At 58.8% G+C, this 22437-nt stretch carries 19 protein-coding genes; 15 read left to right on the forward strand and 4 right to left on the reverse strand.

Annotated elements, in window-relative coordinates:
• The first annotated feature begins 365 nt into the window (after positions 1–365).
• From arnB to AB4O40_RS03760, 14 genes are all read left to right on the forward strand, one after another.
• Positions 366–1514 (forward strand): UDP-4-amino-4-deoxy-L-arabinose aminotransferase, encoded by a 1149-nt coding sequence (gene arnB / locus AB4O40_RS03695; RefSeq protein WP_460056029.1) that lies wholly within the window; start codon positions 366–368, stop codon positions 1512–1514.
• Positions 1511–2530, forward strand: a complete 1020-nt coding sequence (gene arnC / locus AB4O40_RS03700) for an undecaprenyl-phosphate 4-deoxy-4-formamido-L-arabinose transferase (RefSeq protein WP_223541452.1) — start codon at positions 1511–1513, stop codon at positions 2528–2530. The genes arnB and arnC overlap by 4 nt, the downstream gene beginning before the upstream one ends.
• Positions 2527–4533, forward strand: a complete 2007-nt coding sequence (arnA, locus tag AB4O40_RS03705; RefSeq protein WP_460056026.1) for a bifunctional UDP-4-amino-4-deoxy-L-arabinose formyltransferase/UDP-glucuronic acid oxidase ArnA — start codon at positions 2527–2529, stop codon at positions 4531–4533. Before arnC ends, arnA begins: the two co-directional genes overlap by 4 nt.
• The gene (arnD, locus tag AB4O40_RS03710) at positions 4533–5417 is read left to right on the forward strand and encodes a 4-deoxy-4-formamido-L-arabinose-phosphoundecaprenol deformylase (RefSeq protein ID WP_056728082.1); all 885 of its coding nucleotides are present in this window, start codon (positions 4533–4535) and stop codon (positions 5415–5417) included. Before arnA ends, arnD begins: the two co-directional genes overlap by 1 nt.
• A complete protein-coding gene (arnT, locus tag AB4O40_RS03715; RefSeq protein WP_223541454.1) occupies positions 5414–7063 on the forward strand; it encodes a lipid IV(A) 4-amino-4-deoxy-L-arabinosyltransferase in 1650 nt (549 codons plus the stop codon). The genes arnD and arnT overlap by 4 nt, the downstream gene beginning before the upstream one ends.
• The gene (gene arnE / locus AB4O40_RS03720) at positions 7060–7404 is read left to right on the forward strand and encodes a 4-amino-4-deoxy-L-arabinose-phosphoundecaprenol flippase subunit ArnE (RefSeq protein ID WP_223541455.1); all 345 of its coding nucleotides are present in this window, start codon (positions 7060–7062) and stop codon (positions 7402–7404) included. Before arnT ends, arnE begins: the two co-directional genes overlap by 4 nt.
• A complete protein-coding gene (arnF, locus tag AB4O40_RS03725) occupies positions 7401–7802 on the forward strand; it encodes a 4-amino-4-deoxy-L-arabinose-phosphoundecaprenol flippase subunit ArnF (RefSeq protein ID WP_056727481.1) in 402 nt (133 codons plus the stop codon). Before arnE ends, arnF begins: the two co-directional genes overlap by 4 nt.
• Positions 7799–9178: a UDP-glucose dehydrogenase family protein gene (locus tag AB4O40_RS03730; protein ID WP_056727483.1), complete on the forward strand. Its 1380-nt coding sequence runs from the start codon at positions 7799–7801 to the stop codon at positions 9176–9178. Before arnF ends, AB4O40_RS03730 begins: the two co-directional genes overlap by 4 nt.
• Positions 9179–9183: 5 nt before the next feature.
• A complete protein-coding gene (locus tag AB4O40_RS03735; protein ID WP_414915065.1) occupies positions 9184–10767 on the forward strand; it encodes an ArnT family glycosyltransferase in 1584 nt (527 codons plus the stop codon).
• Positions 10768–10823: 56 nt separating this feature from the next.
• Positions 10824–12035, forward strand: a complete 1212-nt coding sequence (locus AB4O40_RS03740; protein ID WP_263291685.1) for an MFS transporter — start codon at positions 10824–10826, stop codon at positions 12033–12035.
• Between the two features lie 159 nt (positions 12036–12194).
• The gene (locus AB4O40_RS03745) at positions 12195–12902 is read left to right on the forward strand and encodes an HPP family protein (protein WP_460056019.1); all 708 of its coding nucleotides are present in this window, start codon (positions 12195–12197) and stop codon (positions 12900–12902) included.
• A gap of 97 nt (positions 12903–12999) precedes the next feature.
• Complete coding sequence (locus AB4O40_RS03750) at positions 13000–14472, forward strand: nucleobase:cation symporter-2 family protein (RefSeq protein ID WP_460056016.1); 1473 nt, start codon at positions 13000–13002, stop codon at positions 14470–14472.
• Positions 14473–14529: 57 nt separating this feature from the next.
• Positions 14530–15000, forward strand: coding sequence for an LEA/WHy family protein (locus AB4O40_RS03755; protein ID WP_056727489.1), 471 nt, complete (start codon positions 14530–14532; stop codon positions 14998–15000).
• Positions 15001–15027: 27 nt separating this feature from the next.
• The gene (locus tag AB4O40_RS03760) at positions 15028–15573 is read left to right on the forward strand and encodes a GNAT family N-acetyltransferase (RefSeq protein ID WP_460056013.1); all 546 of its coding nucleotides are present in this window, start codon (positions 15028–15030) and stop codon (positions 15571–15573) included.
• 2 nt (positions 15574–15575) lie between these two features.
• Here the strand turns inward: AB4O40_RS03760 and AB4O40_RS03765 are convergent, their stop codons facing one another.
• The 4 genes from AB4O40_RS03765 to AB4O40_RS03780 form a co-directional block, all read right to left on the reverse strand.
• Positions 15576–16592, reverse strand: a complete 1017-nt coding sequence (locus tag AB4O40_RS03765) for an AraC family transcriptional regulator (RefSeq protein WP_460056010.1) — start codon at positions 16590–16592, stop codon at positions 15576–15578.
• Between the two features lie 332 nt (positions 16593–16924).
• The gene (locus AB4O40_RS03770) at positions 16925–18145 is read right to left on the reverse strand and encodes a hypothetical protein (RefSeq protein WP_460056007.1); all 1221 of its coding nucleotides are present in this window, start codon (positions 18143–18145) and stop codon (positions 16925–16927) included.
• 73 nt (positions 18146–18218) lie between these two features.
• Complete coding sequence (locus AB4O40_RS03775) at positions 18219–18719, reverse strand: hypothetical protein (RefSeq protein WP_460056005.1); 501 nt, start codon at positions 18717–18719, stop codon at positions 18219–18221.
• 4 nt (positions 18720–18723) lie between these two features.
• Positions 18724–21432: a glycoside hydrolase family 19 protein gene (locus AB4O40_RS03780; protein ID WP_460056002.1), complete on the reverse strand. Its 2709-nt coding sequence runs from the start codon at positions 21430–21432 to the stop codon at positions 18724–18726.
• A 616-nt stretch (positions 21433–22048) separates the two neighbouring features.
• On the opposite strand from AB4O40_RS03780, the gene AB4O40_RS03785 reads away from it, so the two are divergent.
• Positions 22049–22360 (forward strand): DUF6124 family protein, encoded by a 312-nt coding sequence (locus AB4O40_RS03785; RefSeq protein ID WP_460055999.1) that lies wholly within the window; start codon positions 22049–22051, stop codon positions 22358–22360.
• Positions 22361–22437 lie beyond the last annotated feature (77 nt).

Below are 22437 nucleotides of genomic sequence, written 5' to 3' on the forward strand. Positions count from 1 at the left end.
TTCAATGAAACAACTAAGAAGTGAAATAACGATGATGTAAAAGACATTACCGCTGTAGGACTTTTCCTAGGAACTACCATAAATGTCGGAAGTCTGAACAACGGCTTAATAGCCTTCAGATAAACGATTCCCCAACCGTTTTTTCATGTTCCTTTCACAAAATCGGGCATAACCTTCTATAAACTCGACGCAACCCGAATGGACGTCCAACCTGCCGCCCGTGGCGAAAAAAGTCAACCAATGCAGATTTTTACCGCCAACCGGTAACTATTTGATTTGATGCAGGTTCTGATTTAGCGTCTAAGCTGATTTCTGGATCCCTTTAGCCTCAAAGGCTATTTACGTTTACAGCCCCTGAGGTGCCCATGAGTCAGGCGTTTCTCCCTTTCTCCCGTCCCAGTATCGGCGACGAAGAAATCGCTGCCGTAGAGCAAGTATTGCGCTCCGGATGGATCACTAGCGGACCGAAGAACCAGGCACTGGAAGAACACTTCGCCAACTACGTCGGTTGCCGACATGCCGTGGCACTTTCCTCGGCCACCGGCGGAATGCATATCACCCTGTTGGCATTGGGTGTCGGTCCCGGCGATGAAGTCATTACGCCGTCGCAGACCTGGGTTTCCACCGCCAACATGATCACCCTGCTGGGTGCCACGCCAGTGTTCGTCGATATCGACCGCGACACGCTGATGACCGACGTGGCCTCTATCGAAGCTGCGATCACGCCGCGCACCAAAGCCATCATCCCGGTGCATTACGCCGGTGCGGCATTCGATCTCGATCCGCTCTACGCCCTCGCCGACAAACACGGCATAGCCGTGATCGAAGACGCCGCCCACGCGGCAGGCACTTTCTACAAAGGTCGTCACGTCGGCTCCAAAGGCACTGCGATCTTTTCGTTCCACGCGATCAAGAACATGACCTGCGCCGAAGGCGCCATGTTCGTCAGCGACGATGATGCCTTGGCCTCACGGGTACGCATGCTCAGGTTTCACGGGCTGGGGGTTGATGCCTACGACCGCCTGACCCACGGCCGCAAGCCTCAGGCCCAAGTGGTCGAGCCCGGTTTCAAGTACAATCTGGCTGACATCAACGCGGCTATCGCGCTGGTGCAACTGGAACGCCTGGACGAGATAAATGCCAAGCGCACTTCACTGGCACAGACCTACTTGCAGCGCCTGGAAGGCTTGCCCGTGCAACCCCTGGCCGTTCCCGCCCATTCGCAAAAACACGCCTGGCACCTGTTCATCCTGCGTATCGACGCCGAGCGTTGCGGACTGGATCGAGAAGCGTTCATGAAAGCCCTCCAGGAACAGAATATAGGCACCGGCATTCACTTCATTGCAACGCACCTGCACACCTACTATCGACAACGTTACCCCAACCTGTACCTGCCCAACACCGAATGGAATTCGGCGCGGCTGTGTTCGATCCCGTTGTTCCCCGACATGACCTCCGATGATGTCGAGCGCGTCGTCGGCGCCATTGAAAACTGCATGGACAGAAGCCTTTGAGACCCTACCCAATCAACTTCGTTTCGATCGTCATTCCGGTCTACAACGAACAGGAAAGCCTGCCAGAGTTGCTTCGTCGCACCGAAGCAGCGTGTCAGCAATTGACCCATCCCTACGAGATCGTTCTGGTCGACGACGGCAGCCGCGACGACTCCGCACAGATTCTGGAAGACGCCGCCTCCCGCGAAGGCAGCCCTGTTGTGGCGGTGATCCTCAACCGTAACTACGGCCAGCATGCGGCGATCATGGCCGGTTTCGAGCAGTGCAAGGGCGATGTCGTCATCACCCTCGATGCCGACCTGCAAAACCCGCCCGAAGAAATCCCGCGACTGATCGAGCAGGCCGAACTTGGCTACGACGTCGTCGCGACGGTACGCAACAACCGCCAGGATTCGGCCCTGCGCCGTTGGCCATCGAAGCTGATCAACCTCGCCGTGCAACGTTCCACCGGTGTGGCCATGAGCGACTACGGCTGCATGCTGCGCGCCTACCGACGCACCATTGTCGACGCCATGCTCGCCTGCCGTGAACGCAGCACCTTCATTCCGATCCTGGCCAACAGCTTTGCCCGCCATACCACGGAAATCCCCGTGACCCACGCCGAGCGTGAACATGGCGATTCCAAGTACAGCCCCATGCGCCTGATCAACCTCATGTTCGACCTGGTCACCTGCATGACGACCACGCCGCTGCGACTGCTGAGCATCGTCGGCGTGGGCATGGCGGCGCTGGGCATCCTGTTCGCCATCGCCTTGATCCTGCTGCGCCTGGTGTTCGGCGCCGGTTGGGCCGGTGGCGGTACCTTCGTACTGTTTGCCGTACTGTTTGTCTTCACCGGTGGTCAATTCATCGGCATGGGCCTGCTGGGTGAATACCTGGGCCGCATGTACAGCGACGTACGCGCGCGTCCGCGCTTCTTCGTTGAAAAGGTGCTGCGCAGCCAGCCCGCCGCCCCCGCTTCCGTTGTAACTGTCGACGGCCTTACTTCCACTTCTTCAGATCAGGTTCCTTCATGAGTGCAAAAGCTGTTGTCTTCGCCTATCACGATATTGGCTGCGCCGGCATCGAATCCCTGCTCTGCTCCGGTTTCGAGATTGCGGCGGTGTTCACCCACGCCGACGATCCGAAGGAGAACGCGTTCTACGGCTCCGTCGCGCAACTGTGCGCCCGCCACGGCATTGTCGTGCATGCACCGGAAGACGCCAACCATCCGCTGTGGATCGAGCGTATCGCCAAGCTCGACCCCGACTACATTTTCTCCTTCTACTACCGCAACCTGCTGAGCGAACCACTGCTGGCCACTGCGCGCAGAGGCGCGTTCAACCTGCACGGTTCGCTGCTGCCGCGCTACCGTGGTCGCGCACCGGCCAACTGGGTGCTGGTCAACGGCGAAACCGAAACCGGCGTGACCCTGCACCGCATGGTCACGCGTGCCGATGCGGGCGCCATCGTCGCCCAACAGAAAGTCGCGATCGAACGCAGCGACACGGCGCTGAGCCTGCACGGCAAATTGCGCACGGCGGCAGCAGACCTGCTGCGCGACACCTTGCCGGCCCTGCTGCAAGGCAAGGCCACTGAAACACCGCAAGACGAATCCAAAGCCACGGTGTTTGGCCGCCGCACCCCGGCCGACGGCAAACTGGTCTGGGCCAGGCCGGCCGAAGAGCTTTTCAATCTGGTTCGCGCGGTTACCCAGCCGTACCCGGGCGCCTTCTGTGCGGTGGGCGAGCACAAGCTGATTGTCTGGAGCGCAGAAGTCGCCAAGGGCAACGAAGGCCTTGCGCCTGGTCGCGTCATCAGCGTCGACCCGCTGCGCATCGCCTGCGGTCAAGACTCGCTGATCATCAACGCCGGCCAGCGCAACGACAACGGTCTGTACCTGAGCGGCCCGCAACTGGCCAACGAACTGGGCCTGGTGGACGGTTCCGTGTTGCGCGGTGCCGAATCCGGTCGTGCGCCACGCCGCACCCGCGTGTTGATCCTCGGCGTCAATGGTTTCATCGGCAATCACTTGTCCGAGCGCCTGCTGAGCGACGACCGTTACGAAGTCTATGGCCTGGATATCGGCTCGGACGCCATTGACCGCCTGCGCAGCCACCCGCATTTCCACTTCGTCGAAGGCGACATCAGCATTCACTCCGAGTGGATCGAATACCACATCAAGAAGTGCGACGTGGTGCTGCCACTGGTGGCCATCGCCACGCCAATCGAATACACCCGTAACCCGCTGCGTGTATTCGAACTGGACTTCGAAGAGAACCTGAAGCTGGTTCGCTATTGCGTCAAGTACAACAAGCGCGTGATCTTCCCGTCGACGTCGGAAGTCTATGGCATGTGCCAGGACAACAACTTCGACGAAGACACCTCCAACCTGGTGGTCGGCCCGATCAACAAGCAACGCTGGATCTACTCGGTCTCCAAGCAACTGCTGGACCGCGTGATCTGGGCCTACGGCCAGAAGGGCCTGAACTTCACCCTGTTCCGTCCGTTCAACTGGATGGGCCCACGCCTGGACCGCCTGGATTCGGCCCGTATCGGCAGTTCCCGGGCGATTACCCAGCTGATCCTGAACCTGGTGGAAGGTACACCGATTCGCCTGTTCGACGGTGGCGAGCAGAAACGTTGCTTCACCGACATCGCCGACGGTGTGGAAGCCCTGGCACGGATCATCGACAACGACAACGATGTCTGCAATGGCCAGATCATCAACATCGGCAACCCGGACAACGAGGCCAGCATCCGTCAGTTGGGCGAAGAGCTGCTGCGTCAGTTCGAAGCTCATCCGTTGCGCGCCAACTTCCCTCCGTTCGCCGGTTTCCGCGACATCGAGAGCAAGGCGTTCTACGGCACCGGTTACCAGGACGTGTCGCACCGCAAGCCAAGCATCGCCAACGCCAAGCGCCTGCTGGACTGGACGCCAACCGTTGAGATGAGCGAAACCATCGGCAACACCCTGGACTTCTTCTTGCGCGAGGCCATGCTCGAAATCGCAGAGCGCCCTGCAGAAGAATCATGCTGATGCAGGCAGGCCTTCGGATCGATGTCGACACCTACCGGGGCACCCGTGAAGGGGTTCCCCGGTTGCTGGAAATCCTTGATGAAGCTCAGGTCAAGGCGACGTTCTTCTTCAGTGTCGGGCCGGACAACATGGGGCGCCACTTGTGGCGTCTCATTCGTCCGCAGTTTCTCTGGAAAATGCTCCGCTCCAACGCTGCCGGCCTGTATGGCTGGGACATTCTGCTGGCCGGCACCGCATGGCCCGGGAAACCGATCGGCCGCGACCTGGGGCACTTGATGCGCCAGGCCCGGGATGCCGGGCATGAGGTGGGTTTGCACGCCTGGGATCACCATGGCTGGCAGGCCAATGCCGGGCGCTGGAGCGACACACAACTGGTCGAGCAGATACGCCGTGGCGTGGACACCCTCAGCGACATTCTCGGGGAAAAGATCACCTGCTCGGCGTCCGCCGGCTGGCGTGCCGACGAGCGTGTGATCGAAGCCAAGCAGGGTTTCGGTTTTCGCTACAACAGTGATTGTCGTGGCCAGAGCCTGTTCCAGCCGCAACTGGCCAATGGTCGACTGGGCACACCGCAAATCCCGGTGAACCTGCCAACCTTCGACGAAGTGGTCGGCCCGACCGTCGCCGCCAAGGACTTCAACAGGTTCATCCTGGACCGGTTCAACCCGGAAAAGCTCAATGTCTACACTATCCATGCCGAGGTAGAAGGGATTCTGATGGCCAACGATTTCCGTCAACTGCTGAGCGATGCACATCAGCGAGACATTCGTTTTCACCCCTTGGGCAACTTGTTGCCCCGGGCCCCTGACAGTTTGCCGATCGGCCGCGTGGTACGCGGTGCGCTCGAAGGTCGCGAAGGCTGGCTGGGAGTGCAAGGCGCATGAGCAAACGCTGGGCTTTGCCGTTATTGCTGACCATGATGGCTCTGGCGTACCTGCTGCCACTGGGCAGTCACGGTTTATGGATTCCCGATGAAACCCGCTACGCCCAGATCAGCCAGGGCATGCTCCTGAGCGGCAACTGGGTGTCGCCGCATTTCATGGACGTGCGCTATTTCGAAAAACCCGCGGCCGGCTACTGGATGATTGCCATCGGTCAGGCTCTGTTCGGCCAGAACCTGTTCGGAGTGCGCTTCGCCTCGGCACTGAGCACCGCTTTGGGTGTGTTGCTGTGCTATCTGGTCGCCCGCCGGATGTGGAACGAGCCGAGCAAGAGTCTCGCCTGCGCCGTGATCTTCATGAGCTTCACCATCATTGCGGCTATGGCGGGGTACGCCAACCTCGATCCGCAATTCACCTTTTGGGTCAACCTGAGCCTGGCGGCGCTATGGTTCGCGCTCGACAGCACGAGCCGTGGGCAACGCCTGATCGCGTGGGCGGTGTTGGGCCTCGCTTGCGGCATGGGCTTCATGACCAAGGGCTTCCTGGCCTGGCTGTTGCCGGTGCTGATCGCCCTGCCCTGGATGATCTGGCAAAAACGCTGGCGTGAACTGTTGGTCTATGGCCCTGTGGCGATCGTGGTCGCCATTGTCGTCAGCCTGCCATGGGCACTGGCTGTACACGCCCAGGAGCCCGACTACTGGCGATTCTTCTTCTGGCACGAGCACATCCGCCGTTTTGCCGGGGACGATGCCCAGCATGACGCGCCATGGTGGTACTACCTACCGCTGCTGGTGGCGTTCAGCATGCCGTGGGTTGCCATGCTGCCCCCCGCGCTCAAGCAAGCCTGGCAGACCCGGCGCCAAACCAATATCGGGTTCCTGCTGCTGTGGCTGTGGATGCCGTTGTTCTTCTTCAGCCTGAGCAAGGGCAAGTTGCCGGCCTACATCCTGCCGTGCCTGCTGCCGCTGGCATTGTTGCTCGGCCATGCTCTGGCTGACCGATTGAAGCTGGAGCAAGGTCGCGCCCTGGGCATCAACGGCCTGCTGAATCTGGCTGTGGGTGTGGCCACCCTGTTGACCCTGGTTTATCTGCAACTGAAAAAACCAATTTACGATCATGAACTGCACAACCTGGTATTGGTGTTCGTCGGTTTGATCGGCTGGATCATGGCCAACCTGCTACAGGCCTTGCGCCCATTGCAGTGCTGGGCGGCCCCGGCTTTTGGCAGCCTGTTGCTCGCCGCCGTGCTGCCCGCCGGACTGCCCAACTCCGTCGTCGCCAATAAAACCCCTGACCAATTCATCCTCGATCACGCCGAGGAACTTGGCCAGAGTGCCAAATTATTGAGCAACGATCTGGGTGCCGCGTCGGCGTTGTCCTGGCGGGTGAAACGGCCGGACGTGGCTTTTTTCAACACGATAGGCGAATTGAAATATGGCCTTGCCTATCCTGACTCGCTTGAACAGCGCGTCGACTCCGATCAGGTGCAACAATGGATGCACGATGCCCGCCAGCAAGGCTCGGTGGGTGTGGTCATGCGGGTCAAGGGCGAAGAAGAGCTGCGCGAACTTGAACTGTTGCCCAAAGAGGGCAAGCGGTATGAACAAGGCAATCTGGTGATTTTGATTATTCCTCAGGCGGCACCATGAGCCTGCTATTGCTGCTGGTGGCCTGCCTGCTGACCTGCCTGGGCCAGATCGCCCAGAAATATGCGGTAGAAAGCTGGCGCGGCAAACCTTCCGGGTGGGCGGACAAACTGCGTTCGCCCTGGCTTTGGCTGGCCCTGGCCTCATTGGGCCTGGGCCTGCTGGTATGGCTGCTGGTGCTGCAACGCCTGGAAGTCGGGATTGCCTACCCGATGCTGAGCCTGAACTTCGTGCTGATCACCCTGGTGGCGCGTTTCGTGTTCCACGAAACCATCGACCGCCGCCACTGGCTCGGTGTGGCGCTGGTGATCGGCGGCGTGGCATTGCTGGGGCAACACGCATGAACCTGAGCCGCGGCATCACCTTCGCGCTGGGCAGTGTGTTGCTGGTCAGTGCCGCCCAACTGGGCATGCGCTGGAGCATGAGCCACCTGCCACAACCCGAACAATGGCTCAGCGCCCCCGTCGACCTGACAGCGGTTGCCGTGGTGCTCCTGGCCATCTTCGCCTACGCCCTGTCGATGCTCTGCTGGCTCGCCGCCCTGCGGGACCTGCCCCTGGGTCGTGCCTACTCGTTGCTGAGCATCAGCTACGCATTGGTGTACCTGCTAGCCGCCAGCCTGCCGCTGTTCAACGAAACGTTCAGCCTTGCAAAAAGCCTTGGCGTGGCCTTGGTCATCCTCGGCGTCATCACCATCAATTCTCGACCTGCTCGTGCGCCCGAATCAAGGAGTGCCCCATGAAAATCAGTGTATTTGGTAGCGGATATGTCGGCCTGGTGCAGGCAGCGGTATTGGCGGAAGTCGGCCACGATGTGGTCTGCATGGACGTTGACGAAAATAAAGTCGAACTGCTCCAACAGGGTCACGTGAGTATTTTCGAACCCGGGCTGGCCAGCCTGGTGCGCGAAGGTCTGGACGCCAGGCGGTTGCAGTTCACCAGCGACGAAAAGTTCGCGGTACAGCACGGACAAGTGTTGTTCATCGCAGTCGGCACTCCGTCCCGGGACGACGGCTCGGCGGACTTGCGCTACGTGATGTCGGTGGGCGACGCCGTGGCCCGTCATCGCGAGCAACCGGCGATCCTGGTGGAGAAATCCACTGTCCCGGTCGGCACCGGCGATGCCTTGCGTGCACACATCGATAAATGCCTGCTCAGCGCCGGGCGCGTATTGCAGTTCGATATCGTCTCCAATCCGGAATTCTTGAAAGAGGGTTCGGCCGTGGCCGACTGCCGACGCCCGGACCGTATCGTCATCGGCTGTGAACGCGAAGAAGTGCGTGACGTGATGCGTGACCTGTACTCGCCCTTCAACCGCAACCATGAGCGCATCATGTTCATGGACCTGCGCAGCGCCGAGCTGACCAAGTACGCCGCCAACTGCATGCTGGCGACCAAGATCAGCTTCATCAACCAGATCGCAGAACTGGCCGAACACCTGGGTGCCGACATCGAATCAGTACGCCTGGGCATCGGCGCCGACTCCCGCATCGGCTATCACTTCATCTACCCCGGTTGCGGCTACGGTGGCTCATGTTTCCCCAAGGACATGCGCGCCCTGATCCACAGCGCCGAGCAGGCCCATTGCTCCAGCGACCTGCTGCAAGCGGTGGAAGCCATCAACGAGCGACAGAAATACAAGCTGTTCGAGCGCATCAACGCGTTCTACAAGGGCGACTTGCATGGCAAGACGTTTGCCTTGTGGGGCCTGGCGTTCAAGCCAAATACCGACGACATGCGCGATGCGCCGAGCCGGGTGTTGCTCGAATCCTTGTGGGCCGCCGGGGCGAATGTCCGTGCGTTCGACCCGGAAGCCATGCAGGAAACCCAAAAGCTGTATCCCGATGAATCGAAGCTGATGCTCATGGGCACGCCCGAGTCGGTCCTGTCCGGTGCCGATGCACTGATCATCTGCACCGAATGGCAACAGTTCAAGGCGCCGGACTTCCAGCTGATCCAGCAGCGGCTCAACGCACCGGTGATCTTCGACGGCCGCAACCTTTACGACTCGGACCGCCTGGCACGCATCGGTTTCACCTACTTTCCGATCGGCCGGGGTGAGTCGAGCAAATTGCCGATTCCGTACCAGCAATGGTTTGCCGAGTCAGTGGTTGCCTGAACACCATGCTCCCTCACATCCGCCAACAGTCCCTCGCGCTGGGTCTGTTGGCGCTGTTGTTGTTCTGCGCCGGGATTTACCAGCAAGCGGTCATCGGTTTCGATTCGCGCTTCGTGCTGTTCGCCCAGGAGATGCTGCGCAATGGACCGTCGTTTTTTCCGACGACCTATGGCCAGCCCTACGCCGACTATTCGGGACTTTCAACGGTATTCATCTGGCTGCTTTCGCTGCCGTTCGGCCAGGTCAGCAGCCTGACCGCATGGCTGCCGAGTGCCATCGCCGCAGCGGTCATCGTCAGCTTGATGTACCGCCTGTTGGCACCCTACTCCACGCGCTGGGCGCTGTTGAGCATCGCCTTGATGCTGTTGACCAATACCTTCATCACGCAAACCCATGCCGTTTCCCTCGACCTGATGCTGGCGGCCGTCGCGTTCAGCGTTTTCTACCTTGGCTATGCCGCCGATCATTTCGCGGCGCCGCGCCGCCGGGTTCTGATCTTTGCCTTGCTGATGCTGGGCTTCTGGATTCGTGGGCCCATCGGCCTGGTCATTCCTGCGGGGATGCTCTGCAGCTGTTTTCTGCTTGATCGCCAATGGCGACGGCTGATGGTCTTCGGATTGCTGGCATCGGTACTGCTGGCGGTGTGCATTGGGCTGCTGTTGTGGCTGGCAGGCGTCAGCGGCGGCCCGGCCTTCCTGCAGGAAGTGATTCGCATGCAGTTCCTGGGACGCATGGACGGTAGCGAAGGGTCCAACGGAGCGTTGTATTACTTCACCAGCTCGATGGGCAATTACGCGCTGGCCTGGCCGTTGGCCGTGCTGACGCTTGGGGCCGCTGCGTTAACCGGTTCGAGGGAAACCGGGCCGGCATTGCGCCTGATGCATTACTGCGTGGCGGCCGGACTGATCGTAATGCTCGGCCTTTCCATTCCCCAGGCGAAAAAGGCCCGCTACCTGCTGCCGATGTTGCCCATGGCGGCAATCGTGGCGGCGTATCCGTTTTACGCGACGCAGGGTCAATGGTTTGCCTGGCTGCGGGGGTTGATGCAGGGGCTGTGGCTGCTGATCCCGGGGCTGCTGATCGCGGCATTGCTGGTGGTACGGCAAAAATTCCCCGATGGGGTGGCTCACCTCACTTCCCTGTTCATCCTGCTCGGAGTGTTGCAAGCGATCGCCCTGGCAGCGCTCAGGCAGTCCCGCTGGCGAGCTCAGATACTGGCCCTCTGCGCGGTCCTGGCACTGTGGTCGTCCTACATCCTGCAGTTCGAGCCCATTCAACGACAGCTCTACGACACCCGGACCTTCAGTCGCGAAGCTTTTGAACTCGTGCAAAAAGACCCGGCGCCGCTGGTCATGCACGGGATGGGCAAAGACGCGAAGGCCATCAAGTTCATGGTCAACATCCCGCAGGACCTGCACCCGGTTTTCACTGACTCCCCACCGGAGCTTTTAGCCCTCAAGGGCCCGGCGTGGCTGATGATGGACCGCAACACCTACCAGACACTGCAAAGCACAGCCGTTGGTGCATTGCCGCCAGTGCTGAGCGGGCGGTTCGACAAGAATGATTTCGTACTCCTGCACCTTAAGTAAATCCCGTAGCAACGATAGGGGGGCCGACTGCTAAAGTAGCGCTCACGACCGGGCTGATGCCGACCCGCTCGAATAAGGATATTCGCGCCGTGACCAGCTACTCCCCCCTCATTCGCCGCCTGCTGATCTGCTCGCTGACCATCGTCGTCAGCCGCGCCATCACCAGCCCGTTGCTCACACTGTTCGTCAGCGACAAGCTGGGCCTCAACCAGCAGGATGTTGGCTTGCTGCTCGGCATTGCAGTGTTCATCGCCACCCTGCTCTCCCTGTATGGCGGCTACATCATCGATCGCTTCGAAAAACGCCGGTTGCTGATTCTCTCGATGGCGTCCAGCGCGGTCGGCCTGGTGTTGCTGACCTTTGCTGAAAACCTCTACCTGACCACGATCACCCTGATCGTCACCGAAACCGCTTCATCGCTGTTCCTCATCGGTTCAAAAGCGATCCTCAGCGACAACCTCCCGGTGGGCCAGCGCGCCAAGGCGTTTTCCTTGAGCTATACGCTGACCAACATCGGCTACGCCGTCGGGCCGATGTTCGGTGTGCTGATTGCCGGGGCCTTTGCCAGTGCACCTTTCCTGATCGCGGCGGCCATCGCTTTTTTCAGTATTTTCCTGATGACCGGGATCGCAAAGGACCCGGCGAGTTCATCTGTCACCGGCCAGGCGCAGAGTTTCCTCAAAACCCTGATCACCCTGAAAAACGATCGCACGCTGATCATGTTCACCGCCGGTTGCCTGCTCAGCACCGTGGTGCACGGACGGTTTACCTTTTACCTGTCGCAGTACCTGCTGGTGACCAGCGACCCCCAACACACCATGGAAATCATGGCTGCCCTGCTCGCCTGCAACGCCATCAGCGTGATCCTGCTGCAATACCAGATCGGGCGTTTTCTCAAGCGTGAGCAACTGCGCCAATGGATCGTGGCCGGCACCGGCCTGTTCATCCTCGGGCTGATCGGCTTCAGCGTGGCGGACAGTCTGGTGAGCTGGTGCGTGGCGATGTTCATCTTCACCCTCGGTGAAATCATCATTTACCCGGCCGAGTTTCTGTTCGTCGACACCCTGGCGCCGGAAGATCTGCGCGGCAGCTACTACGGTGCGCAAAACCTCGCTGCCCTTGGCGGCGCGCTGAGCCCGGTGATTTGCGGCTTCATGTTGATGCACACCCCCGCGCCGACGATGTTTTATGCCTTGAGTGCACTCGCGGCCCTGGGTGGTTTGCTGTGCTACATAAGCGGCCGACGGAGAAAATTACAACAAAATTAATGCACTCAAAGCTCATTAATATGAATTTGTCAGTAACTTAATTGAACGGCACACTGTGTGCGTTCCTCCCCCAACAGTTGGAACGACTTCAAGGGCTTTCTGGGTTCCCCAGCTAAGCCCTTTTTTTACCTCGATTTTTTCTGCCGGAGTTTTCTCGGAATGCTTGCTCGCTGGTTGCCTGCCGCCATCAACACCCGCCCCACCGAATGGAGCCGCGCCGCCATCGGCATGGCCTTGGGGACACTGATGAGTGTGTGGCTCTGTAGCCAGGTGTTCGGCATCGAGGTGGCCCAGCACCTGATCGGCCCGCTGGGGGCCTCGGCGGTGCTGTTGTTTGCCGTGTCTTCGGGCGCGCTCGCCCAGCCCTGGTCGATTCTCGGCGGTTACTTGAGCGCCGGGGTGATTGCCCTGCTGGTGGCCCATGTGTTGGGACGAACCTTGGGTAGCGCTTGCCTGGCGGCGGGCATGGCGTTGATCCTGATGTGCTGGCTGCGGTGCCTGCATCCACCGGCCGGTGCATTGGCCCTGACCCTGGTGCTGGCCGATCCGGCAACCATTGCCATGGACTGGAAAGCCATTGGGCCGGTGATGCTCAGCGCGGCGACGATGCTGCTCTGCGCCCTGATCTACAACAACCTGACCCGTGTTCGTTACCCCAAGAGCGCCAGCGAACCGGTGGCCGGGATTCCTGCCGATCATCCGCCGGTCGACCGTCAGGCCATCACCGCCGAAGACCTGAAACTGGCGTTGGCCGACATGGAAGCGTTCTATGACGTCACGCCCGAAGACCTCGAACAGTTGATCCAGGCCAGCCAACTGCACGCCAAACGCCGCAGTGTGGGCGAAGTGCTCGCCCCACGACTGTAAGTCGCTGTTTTGGAGGTTCTTTTGCCGTGGCCGGGCGGTTCTGGCATCCTGCGCCTCCATTTTCTGACCCGGCCCGCCTTCTGGCACGCAAACCACCATGACCGCCTCCGAAAAAGCCCCCGCTCCACGCCACAGCGATCTGATCTACGGCCTCGATGACCGCCCGCATCTGACCGCCACCGTCTTTGCCGCCCTGCAACACGTCCTGGCGAGCTTCGTCGGCATCATCACCCCGACGCTGATCATGGGCAGCGCCCTGGGCCTGCAAAGCGAAATTCCCTACCTGATCAGCATGGCACTGTTCGTCTCCGGCCTGGGCACCTTCGTGCAGGCGCGGCGCTTCGGTCCGGTGGGCTCGGGCCTGTTGTGCCTGCAAGGCACCAGTTTCTCGTTCATCAGTGTGATTCTCAGCGCCGGCTTCATGGTCAAGGTCCGGGGTGGCGGCACCGATGAGATTCTCTCGACCATCTTCGGCGTGTGCTTCTTTGCCGCGTTCATCGAGGTGGTGTTAAGCCAGTTCATCGGCAAACTGCGCATGCTGATCACCCCGGTGGTGACCGGAACCATCATCACGCTGATGGGTTTGTCGCTGATCAAGGTGGCGATGACCGACATCGCCGGCGGCTTCGGCGCCCCGGATCTTGGGGCGGCCAGTCACCTGGCCCTGGCGGCGCTGGTGCTGGGCACCATCGTGGTGTTGAACCGGGTGGATGTGCCGTTTCTGCGCCTGGGGGCGATTGTCATCGGCCTGACCCTGGGCTACGGGGTGGCATGGCTCATGGGCCAGGTGGATTTCAACAGCCTGCCTGAAGTGCCGCTGATGAGCGTACCGGTACCCTTCAAGTACGGGTTCTCCTTCGATTGGGTGGCGTTCATTCCGGTGGCGGTGATCTTCCTGGTGTCGCCGCTGGAGGCCGCGGGCGACCTCACGGCCAACTCGATGATCTCCCGGCAACCGGTCAAGGGCCCAGTGTACATTCGCCGGATCAAGTCCGGCCTGCTCGCCGATGGCCTCAACTCGGCCATGGCCGCGGTGTTCAACAGCATGCCGATGGTGACCTTCGCCCAGAACAACGGGGTGATCCAGCTCACCGGTGTGGCCAGCCGTTACGTGGCGTTTTTCATTGCCGGATTGCTGGTGGTGCTTGGCCTGTTCCCGATGATCGGCGCGGTACTGCAACTGATGCCGAAACCGGTGCTCGGCGGCGCCGAACTGGTGATGTTCGGCACCGTCGCGGTGGCCGGGATCAAGATTCTCGCCGAGGCCGGCCTGCATCGGCGCAACATGCTGATCGTGGCGATTTCCATCGGCATGGGCCTGGGCGTGGCCGCCGTGCCGGAAGTCTTGCGTGAACTGCCCAAGGCCCTGCACAACATTTTCGAATCGCCCATCACCGTCGGCGCGCTGTGCGCTATCGTTCTTAATATCTTCCTGCCCGAAGAGTTCATCGAACTGGAAGAGGACGAATTCGATCCGGAGGCCTCCGTGCTTCAGGTGATGCAGAACCCCGATGTGACCGCCAGGGATGAACCCGCAAAGCCTGCGATGGTCGCACAGTCGAACCACTAGTCGGGCTCAAGGGCTGAGCCGCTGGCGGTTCAGTCTTTTTCAGATGAGAGCACGTCCATGCGCAGCCTCCATGCGGTCCTGATTTCCCTCCTGCTCTGTCTGGGCGCCTGCTCCTCCCTGCCCAATCGAGACCCGTTGAAAATCAACGTCGTGGGTGTCGACCCCCTGCAAGGCGAAGGCATGGAAGTGCGCTTTGCCGTGAGAATCCGCGTGCAGAACCCCAATGACTACACCCTCACCTACAGCGGCGTTGCCCTGGACCTGGACATCAATGGCCAGCCCTTCGCCTCTGGCGTCACCGATGTGCAGGGTACGATCGGACGTTTTTCCGACACCATCGTCACCGTGCCGGTCAGTGTTTCGGCGTTTTCGGTGATCCGCCAGACCTATGGCATCAGCCAGATGAAAACGCTGAACAACATGCCCTACGTCCTGCGAGGCAAGCTCTCGGGTGGGGTGTTCAACACGATGCGTTTCGTCGACAGTGGCACCCTCAATCTGCCAGGACCGACCACTGGCAGTCGTTAATGCCCGACCCAAGGAGTTGCACCGCCAATGGAAGCCACCCCCACGCTCTACACCGAGCGCCTGATCCTGCGTCCGCTGGAACTGGCGGACGCCGACGCCATACAGCAACAGTTCCCGCACTGGGAAGTGGTGCGCTACCTCAACGCCCTGGTGCCATGGCCCTATCCGGACGACGGTGCGTTGATGTACTTGCGTCACAACGCCCTGCCCGCTGTCGCCCGTGGCGAGGAGTGGCACTGGTCGATCCGCCTGAAATCGGCACCCGGGCAGTTGATCGGCAACATCAGCCTGATGAACGAGCAGGACAACAATCGCGGATTCTGGCTGGGTCCAAAGTGGCAAGGTTCGGGTCTGATGAGCGAAGCCAGCGCGGCTGTGACCGAGTACTGGTTCACCGTGCTGGGTCGCACGGTGTTGCGTGTGCCAAAAGCGGCACCCAACATTGGCTCGCGCAGACTCTCCGAACGCACGGGCATGCGCCTGATCGGCACGGATGAAGGCCGCTTTGTCGGCGGGGTCTTCCCGAAGGAAACCTGGGAAATCACCCGTGAAGAATGGTTATCGCGCCGCTGAATTCACTCGACGTCATTGAGAATCAGGCTGCGGTAATGCCCCGGGTTTGACCCCGACCACTTGCGAAACGCCTTGTAGAACGAGCTGACGTCGGCGAACCCGAGCCGTGTGGCGATTTCGCTGAAGCTGATCGCCGGCTCGGCCAGCCAGACAATCGCCAGCTCCTTGCGCACGCTGTCCTTGAGGCCTTGATAGGTTTGCCCTTCTTCGGCCAGCCGGCGGCGCAAGGTGGATGCCGACATGCACAGGCGTTGCGCCAGGGTTTCGGTTTCCGGCCAGTGTTCGGCCGGCAGGTGGCGCAGGTCGTTCTTGATGCGACTGGCGAGGCTCTGCGGGTCGCGGTATTTCACCAGAATGTTCGCCGGCGCAAGGGCCAGGAACCGCTTGAGCTCTTCGGGGCTGCGCTTGATCGGCAAGTCCAGGCAATCGGCGGAGAAAATCATCCGCGTGCGCGGCCGGTCGAATCGCAGGTTCTCGGAAAACATCACCTGATAGTCGTCGCAGAAATCCGGTTTCGAACAACGCAGTTCAATGGCCAGAATCGGAATCCGCCGCCCTGCCAGCCAGCAGGCAACGCCGTGCACGATCATCCAGTAGGTGAAATAAGTGAAGGCCCGGCGCGGGTCCTTGTCGTCCTCCAACAGGACGATTTCCGCCAGGCTTTGCTGACGCACCAATTGCGCTGGCAGCCGTTCAAGCATCAGTGACAGAAAGTCCAGGCCGCAGGTCAGTCCCGCCGCCACGTTGGGCTGGAGCATGGCCGTGCGACACAGGAAGGCGAAGCTGCCGGACTTGAGTTTGCGCGGGTCCATGCCAAAGAACTCGTCGTCCCCGCGCCGTGCCAGCAGCCGCCAGCACTTGGCATAGGTTGTGGCGGGCAAGCGTGCTTCGGTGCTGTCGAGCAACCTGGGGTCGATGCCGAGTTTGTGCAGGACTTCTGCGGTGGCGGCTCCCGGGGCGCAACTTTGCAGCAGTGCTTCACGCAGCAGTTGTGCGGAGATGGTGTCTTTTTCCGACATGGATTGCGGTTAGGCCTGTTCTTGTTCGGGTGGCGGGCATATTAGCTGAAACCGCTCGCCTGGCGCTGTTCCTGTGGGCAATGAAACCCTGTGGGAGTTGGCTACAGGGTTCCGGGTTGGCTGAAAAATCTGTGGTCGATCAATTACACCTGTAGGAGCGAGCCTGCTCGCGATGGACGTGAACGATGGCACGCGCTTTCTGGATGAACACGGTGCTCTCAGGTTCTTCGCGAGCAGGCTCGCTCCTACAGGTAATTGGCAACCTGAAAATTCAGTGCCTGCGCAACCATTCGATAAACAGCGCAAACAACTCTGACTGCGAGCCCACTTCCTCAAAGTGATGAGGCCGGAATCAGCACCGTTCCCCACAGTCCAGTCGCAACCGCGCCGCCACTGAAGATGAATTGCGGCCCTGCACCGCGCCGAATCGCCTGCGCCCCGGCAGCGACGGCTAGCCAAGGCGAAGCGCAGCCTGGATGACCCAGCATTGCATCGAGGTTGCACAATCCCGGCTTGTTGACTGACATGGGGACTTCAGCCAACACTCCTGCAATGGCGGCAGCCCTTCGCCCATCAATTCCCACTCGCCAAACCTGCTCGATTGATGTCGATTCAAGCGGCACCCAATCAAGAGCCTGGCGCGTAGCGTAAAGCAGATCATCGGCGGTGGGCTTGCGCTCCTGCTCCGGACGGTGAAGGTAGGCTATCGGCGGCAATGTGGTTTTCGTCAGACGATTGCCAAACAACAGCCCGACGGCGGCTTCCGCCGTGCCTTCAGGCTGCTGCGGCGCAAACTGCACGGCCAAAACCAACAACAACGCCCGATCACCAATACGCCGGTCCAGCCACTGGTCCAGTAAGGCCAACCCGCGACCATCGACGGGGGTTGCAGGCTGGCGAATGCCGGATTCGCGCCATGCCTGTCGCCAAACTCGGCGCCATTGCTGCTCCGGCAAACCGGTATCGACATCAAGCAACAGGGCCAACGGTTGATCATCAGGCAGCTGCGCCAAAGTCGGCGCCAGGTCGGCGAGTGTCTGCGCCCATACACTCAGCAATATTGCTTCCGGATTTTCATCTGCATCGTCAGATAAACAACAATGGCGAAGTATTGATCCATCCATCCTGGATGCTTGTGACTTCAGCGCAGTCGTCCCACTCAGCAGAGCATCCAGTTGATTTTCCGGATCATCCGCAGGTTCTCCAAGAGCAGTCTGCACGCTCACGCCCAACACCTGTTGCGAGCGACGCCCCTGACGCATCTTGCGGCTCAAGTCTTTTTCGCGAGCGTCATCCCAGCCATCCGCGGCACCATGTTCGCCGACGTGCAACAGCACTCGCCCGAATCCCAGCACGCACCAAGCCAGGAAAGGGATGCCCAAGGCCAAGGTCCAGAAATCCGAAGGTCGCTCGGGTAACGCTTCGTCACCGAACAACAGCGTCCCGACCGTTCCCAGCAAACAACAGAGCAACAACATACCAAGCCAAAATAAAAACCGAGGTCGTTGAGGGCGCTGTGCGAGAGGAGGCATTTTATCCAGTCTGATTGGCATGATTAGATTACTCTCGCTTCAATTTAGTATTTTATTTCGCCTAAATGACATGACGCGCCCGAATTGCGCACAATCAGCCTTCTATAAAGAAACTTTCGTAACCCGCTCTCCGCACCTCCGAATCATTATTGAGGCAATTTATGGATTCAATAATTTCCTCACCACGCCTGACTATTATTTCGCTAAAGCCTTCGAAACCCTCCTCCGCCACTGGAGCATCTCGCTCATGAATCGTGTACAAAAATTCATTATTTGAAAATTTAACTTCAACATCAATTCCACCCGGCAGCGGCTGAGTCTCCATAATGAAATTTCGGCCAGGGGGTATCGGTTTTTCTGGAAAAACAAATTCGATCATGTTCTTACCTATATCAAAAACTCGGTATTGAGCAAACCCTGTTGAGTTACTAAGGTTTTTAGATGCACAGACGCCTGCAATTTTATGCTCTGCCTTGCAGAAAAAAATAGTTTGCTCATCTGACGAACATATATCATTTTTCCTGGTAGTAACTGATTCCTCAGCAGCAATGGCCGTAGAAACAGACAAAAAGAAGAATACTAAGAATTTTCCCATGCCCTCATATCCCCATAAGCTTTTTTATACTGTTTAAATTTTCTTTTCGTTCATGCAGGCCATTGTGCCCACCGTTAATTATTAGCGTTGTCTTTTTTATATCATCCTCATCCGCTGCCAAATTAAAATTAGTCATTGAACAATACACAAATGCCGACTCCACTCCATATTGCAACTCATCAATTATGAGATCAGGATTCTCTACAAAATCTCTCAAGTCACTTGGGTTTGCAGCGTTGTGAATTCTAGTGTAACGCTCGTAGTTAAAGCGCCCAGTAAGTTGAATAATTCCTCTGCCACGATATTTATATCCGTCCTGCGTTTCTTCTCGCCTATTACCCATTCGATCGGCATACACATAGCTGAGTAAGTTTACCGCATTGTTAGCATAGGTATTTTCATGACTCCACAGCTTGGTCCGAAGCCGACCAAAGTCGCAGTCATCCTTTTCGGTGTTGTAATTTTTTTGACCTCCTTTGCATCCAAATATTTCACGCATTCTCTTAGGACTGAAGTTACCGTTTTCACTTTTTACTTTGAACTTGCTTTCATGACCAACTTGCGCGAGAAAATGTGCAATACGCAATGGAGTATCGATTTTATATGTAGAAGCATACATATTTAGATAAGGCAGGATTTCCTGGTGATAATTGGAGGCCCCATGCGGATCTGCTGCTCTCAGCATCTCCATGGTGATTACTTCACGCTTTTCCAAAAACAAACCCACTAACCCAATCGGATGAAAGTGATACGCACTGCCCCAAGAAGGCAACTCCACTTTCTCCGCAACCTCCCTCCACCACCCCATCTGCGCAATCCGCTGCTTCTCCGCCAGCCAGTTCAAATGCGGCGTCGAGCCGCTATGGCCGAGCAGTTCGTCCAGTGCGTCCCATATCTTCGGCTGCTGAAACCACTCGCTTTCCTTGTACAGGATCATCTGCGAAATCGACTGCGCATGAGCCGGTCGCTCAAGGGCCGCTTTCAGTTCCGTGGCCGTTAGCGTGCCGTCGGGGTTGCGACCGATGATTTCGTACAACCGGCGTTTCATCGGGCCCTTGTCGTCTTTTTCGGCAATGGCACGATAACGCTCGCGTTCTTCGTCACTGAGGCGACCGATGGCGCTGAGAAAAGACGCCAGCAGGTGTTTGGGTCTGCTGTAGTCGATGATGATGTCATAGCCTTCCCATGCCCACGGACTGACCCAAGGCGTTACGCCTGGCTCTTCACACACCCAGCCATCAAGAAGGTTGTTGTCGGCATCGTGAAGCAAGTGTTCCAGGCGATACCAGGTGCGGGCTTTGCGTGTCGGAGTCGCGGGCACTTGGATTTTTCGGTCTGTGGGCAGTTCATCGAGCAGCTTCTTAGGGATCAGCAAATCGGCCGCACTGCGCGGACTGGAATCACTCGAAGCCTGCAATAGCGCCGCCGTGATATGTCCTTCAGATGGCACCACGGGCGTGCTCATCGGGAGTTTCAGCCAGATTCTTTCTTTCTCCGGCAGGCGCGTGGCCCACTCCCGACTGGCCTCGATGAACGCCTCGACGTCATCACCACTGAACGTTTCCAGATGCAGTTTCTCGTCCGGCTGATTCGCGCCGCCGTCCTGATACAGGCCGAGATGGCCGATGAGGTCACCTGCCTTGAGTGCGACAGGCTGGTCAAGCACCACAACCTGATCTGTCGCTACCGGCTCAATGGCCCCTTCCAGCGAGTCAAATTGCACATACTGGTTGATGCGTTCGAGCTTGCGAAACTCGCCTTCGCCACTGACCGTGACCTCCGATTCAAGCGGTAAATCGAAAATTACGTTATCGGCAATCACCGGTTCGGCCCGGACGTTGACTGTCTGTTTCGACGAACTGATGCGGGTTTCTTTGCGGTCTGAGTGTTTGAGCACCTGAATAGAGAGATAGCCCTTGATAGAGCCATCGGGGTTGAGCAGTTTTGCCGGTCCCAGACTGCTCTCCAACCTGCGAAACTGTCCGGTGCCACTGATAGCCACTTCGGCGCCTCGCGGCAGAAAATCGATTAGCTGACCATTCGACTTGTTGTACACCTTCAAACCAAGCTGTTCAGGCCGGCCGGGAAAGACGTCATTCGCCGTCTGCTTGACGCGAAAGGTCGGACGCTCGGGCCAGAATCTCGGGCGAGCGAGGGTGGAATCCAGCTGGTACTTCGCCCAATCCTGCAGATGCATGTAGAGGCTATAAAAAGTCAGGCTCGGAGGAGTGTCCTGGCTGCCTTCGATCTTCGGCGGTTGAAGGTGATGGCGAACCAACACGAAGTTGCGCGAAAAGGGTTTTTCGACCGTTCGATCATTGGCGAAGTAAGCGGTTTTCGGCGAATCAGTATCGATGCGGTAGGCCACCACTTCGCCGTCGGCCAGGCAATGCACGCTGAATTGTTTCAGGGTGCCGGCGGTGCCTTTGTCGAAGTGCACGCCACCGTGCCACAGGCCACCGCGTCCGAGTGGGTAGTAGCCGGCCACCGCGTTGGCCAGGTGGGTCAATTGCCTCAGGGAGTCGCTTTTGTCCTGGAACGGATGGCACCAGCTTTCCAAGGGTCGCAGGGTATGGGGGGTGGGCTCTGCTGCCGGCGATGTGGGGAGAGGATGGGTATCAGGCACCGACGAGTTTGGAACCTGCGGTGCATCAGACCGCGAAGTAACGTCGTACTTGTGGAGTCCAAACAGTCGGGAAAGAACGCTGGCCATGTTGTATGTCGCTCCTTGTTTTGCAAAAGGGGTCAACCAGAGAGATGCGTACGTCCCAGGGGATCAAATTCATGCTCGGTCAATGCAGAGCGATGACGGCCCGACAGCTTTCTAGAAGCTGGTAAGCGTTCAAATAGGAAATGTCTACAAGGCACGTAGGATGGGTCCGGGAAGGCTGCGCGCCCGGTCCGTCAGGTTTGTACGGTCTTGTCGACTGGTTGTGGCGAGGGTTTTTTGGCGTTTGGTTTCAGCGGTTTTTGCGAGCCAGCGGCTACTTGTTTAAACGCCTTCGGGGTTACTTCACGAAAGCTACATCACCTTGCGTCGTTGCCTACGGTTACGCCAGAATCCGCCGGCTTGTGCGCCCTGGGGCCGCTCGGTAACTTGATTCGCGTCACTGATTGTCAGTGATCGGGTTTAGTCGCCCGGGCAAGGTTAAAGCGGTCGCATGAGTATCATCAGTCAGGTATCCACCTGCACTTGATGGTGGCTGTGCGCTTGGCGTCTTCGGACGCGCCGGTTTTTGCTTTCCTTGCCGGTCGACTAACTTGCGCACAGCCGCCACCCTTCGTTTAGTCGCGAGATGGTGCGGCTCTACTATTAAAGGGAAGCATTCATGATCAAACCCACACCAAATCCGCCGGACAACAATTCGGCAGCACCTTGCGAGCGCATCCCCTCAGCAGCGGACATACAGGCCACTCCGCGAAAACTCTGCAGCGTGTTTATCGCCAATCCGAAACTCGATTGCGAAACCCTGCTGGCTCATGCCTGCGAGTCACTGGCCTCGGCCAATGTCATGACGATGGATCTGGCGGACCGAACGGAAGGTTCGAGTCGTAATACTCTGTTGGGTATCGCGCAAGTCATCATGCTGGGGGAACTGGCGGTGAATCGGGCGCTGGATCGAATTGATCCGCCTGAGTAGAAGAGCAAAAAATCGCAGCCTGTGGCAGCTCCTACATGTGTCCTGTACAACCGCCATTTTGCGGGTGTACGCAAGAC

It is taken from the genome of Pseudomonas sp. S2_F07 (assembly GCF_054668325.1).

What these genes read in the sequence shown, in the direction of transcription:
- arnD (WP_056728082.1), top strand. Translation starts at nt 4,533, where the DNA reads ATGCAGGCAGGCCTTCGGATCGATGTCGACACCTACCGGGGCACCCGT.
- AB4O40_RS03765 (WP_460056010.1), bottom strand. Translation starts at nt 16,592, where the DNA reads ATGTCGGAAAAAGACACCATCTCCGCACAACTGCTGCGTGAAGCACTG.
- arnE (WP_223541455.1), top strand. Translation starts at nt 7,060, where the DNA reads ATGAGCCTGCTATTGCTGCTGGTGGCCTGCCTGCTGACCTGCCTGGGC.
- AB4O40_RS03745 (WP_460056019.1), top strand. Translation starts at nt 12,195, where the DNA reads ATGCTTGCTCGCTGGTTGCCTGCCGCCATCAACACCCGCCCCACCGAA.
- arnB (WP_460056029.1), top strand. Translation starts at nt 366, where the DNA reads ATGAGTCAGGCGTTTCTCCCTTTCTCCCGTCCCAGTATCGGCGACGAA.
- AB4O40_RS03750 (WP_460056016.1), top strand. Translation starts at nt 13,000, where the DNA reads ATGACCGCCTCCGAAAAAGCCCCCGCTCCACGCCACAGCGATCTGATC.
- arnT (WP_223541454.1), top strand. Translation starts at nt 5,414, where the DNA reads ATGAGCAAACGCTGGGCTTTGCCGTTATTGCTGACCATGATGGCTCTG.
- AB4O40_RS03775 (WP_460056005.1), bottom strand. Translation starts at nt 18,719, where the DNA reads ATGGGAAAATTCTTAGTATTCTTCTTTTTGTCTGTTTCTACGGCCATT.
- AB4O40_RS03730 (WP_056727483.1), top strand. Translation starts at nt 7,799, where the DNA reads ATGAAAATCAGTGTATTTGGTAGCGGATATGTCGGCCTGGTGCAGGCA.
- AB4O40_RS03740 (WP_263291685.1), top strand. Translation starts at nt 10,824, where the DNA reads ATGCCGACCCGCTCGAATAAGGATATTCGCGCCGTGACCAGCTACTCC.
- arnA (WP_460056026.1), top strand. Translation starts at nt 2,527, where the DNA reads ATGAGTGCAAAAGCTGTTGTCTTCGCCTATCACGATATTGGCTGCGCC.
- AB4O40_RS03780 (WP_460056002.1), bottom strand. Translation starts at nt 21,432, where the DNA reads ATGGCCAGCGTTCTTTCCCGACTGTTTGGACTCCACAAGTACGACGTT.
- AB4O40_RS03755 (WP_056727489.1), top strand. Translation starts at nt 14,530, where the DNA reads ATGCGCAGCCTCCATGCGGTCCTGATTTCCCTCCTGCTCTGTCTGGGC.
- AB4O40_RS03770 (WP_460056007.1), bottom strand. Translation starts at nt 18,145, where the DNA reads ATGCCAATCAGACTGGATAAAATGCCTCCTCTCGCACAGCGCCCTCAA.
- AB4O40_RS03760 (WP_460056013.1), top strand. Translation starts at nt 15,028, where the DNA reads ATGGAAGCCACCCCCACGCTCTACACCGAGCGCCTGATCCTGCGTCCG.
- AB4O40_RS03785 (WP_460055999.1), top strand. Translation starts at nt 22,049, where the DNA reads ATGATCAAACCCACACCAAATCCGCCGGACAACAATTCGGCAGCACCT.
- arnF (WP_056727481.1), top strand. Translation starts at nt 7,401, where the DNA reads ATGAACCTGAGCCGCGGCATCACCTTCGCGCTGGGCAGTGTGTTGCTG.
- AB4O40_RS03735 (WP_414915065.1), top strand. Translation starts at nt 9,184, where the DNA reads ATGCTCCCTCACATCCGCCAACAGTCCCTCGCGCTGGGTCTGTTGGCG.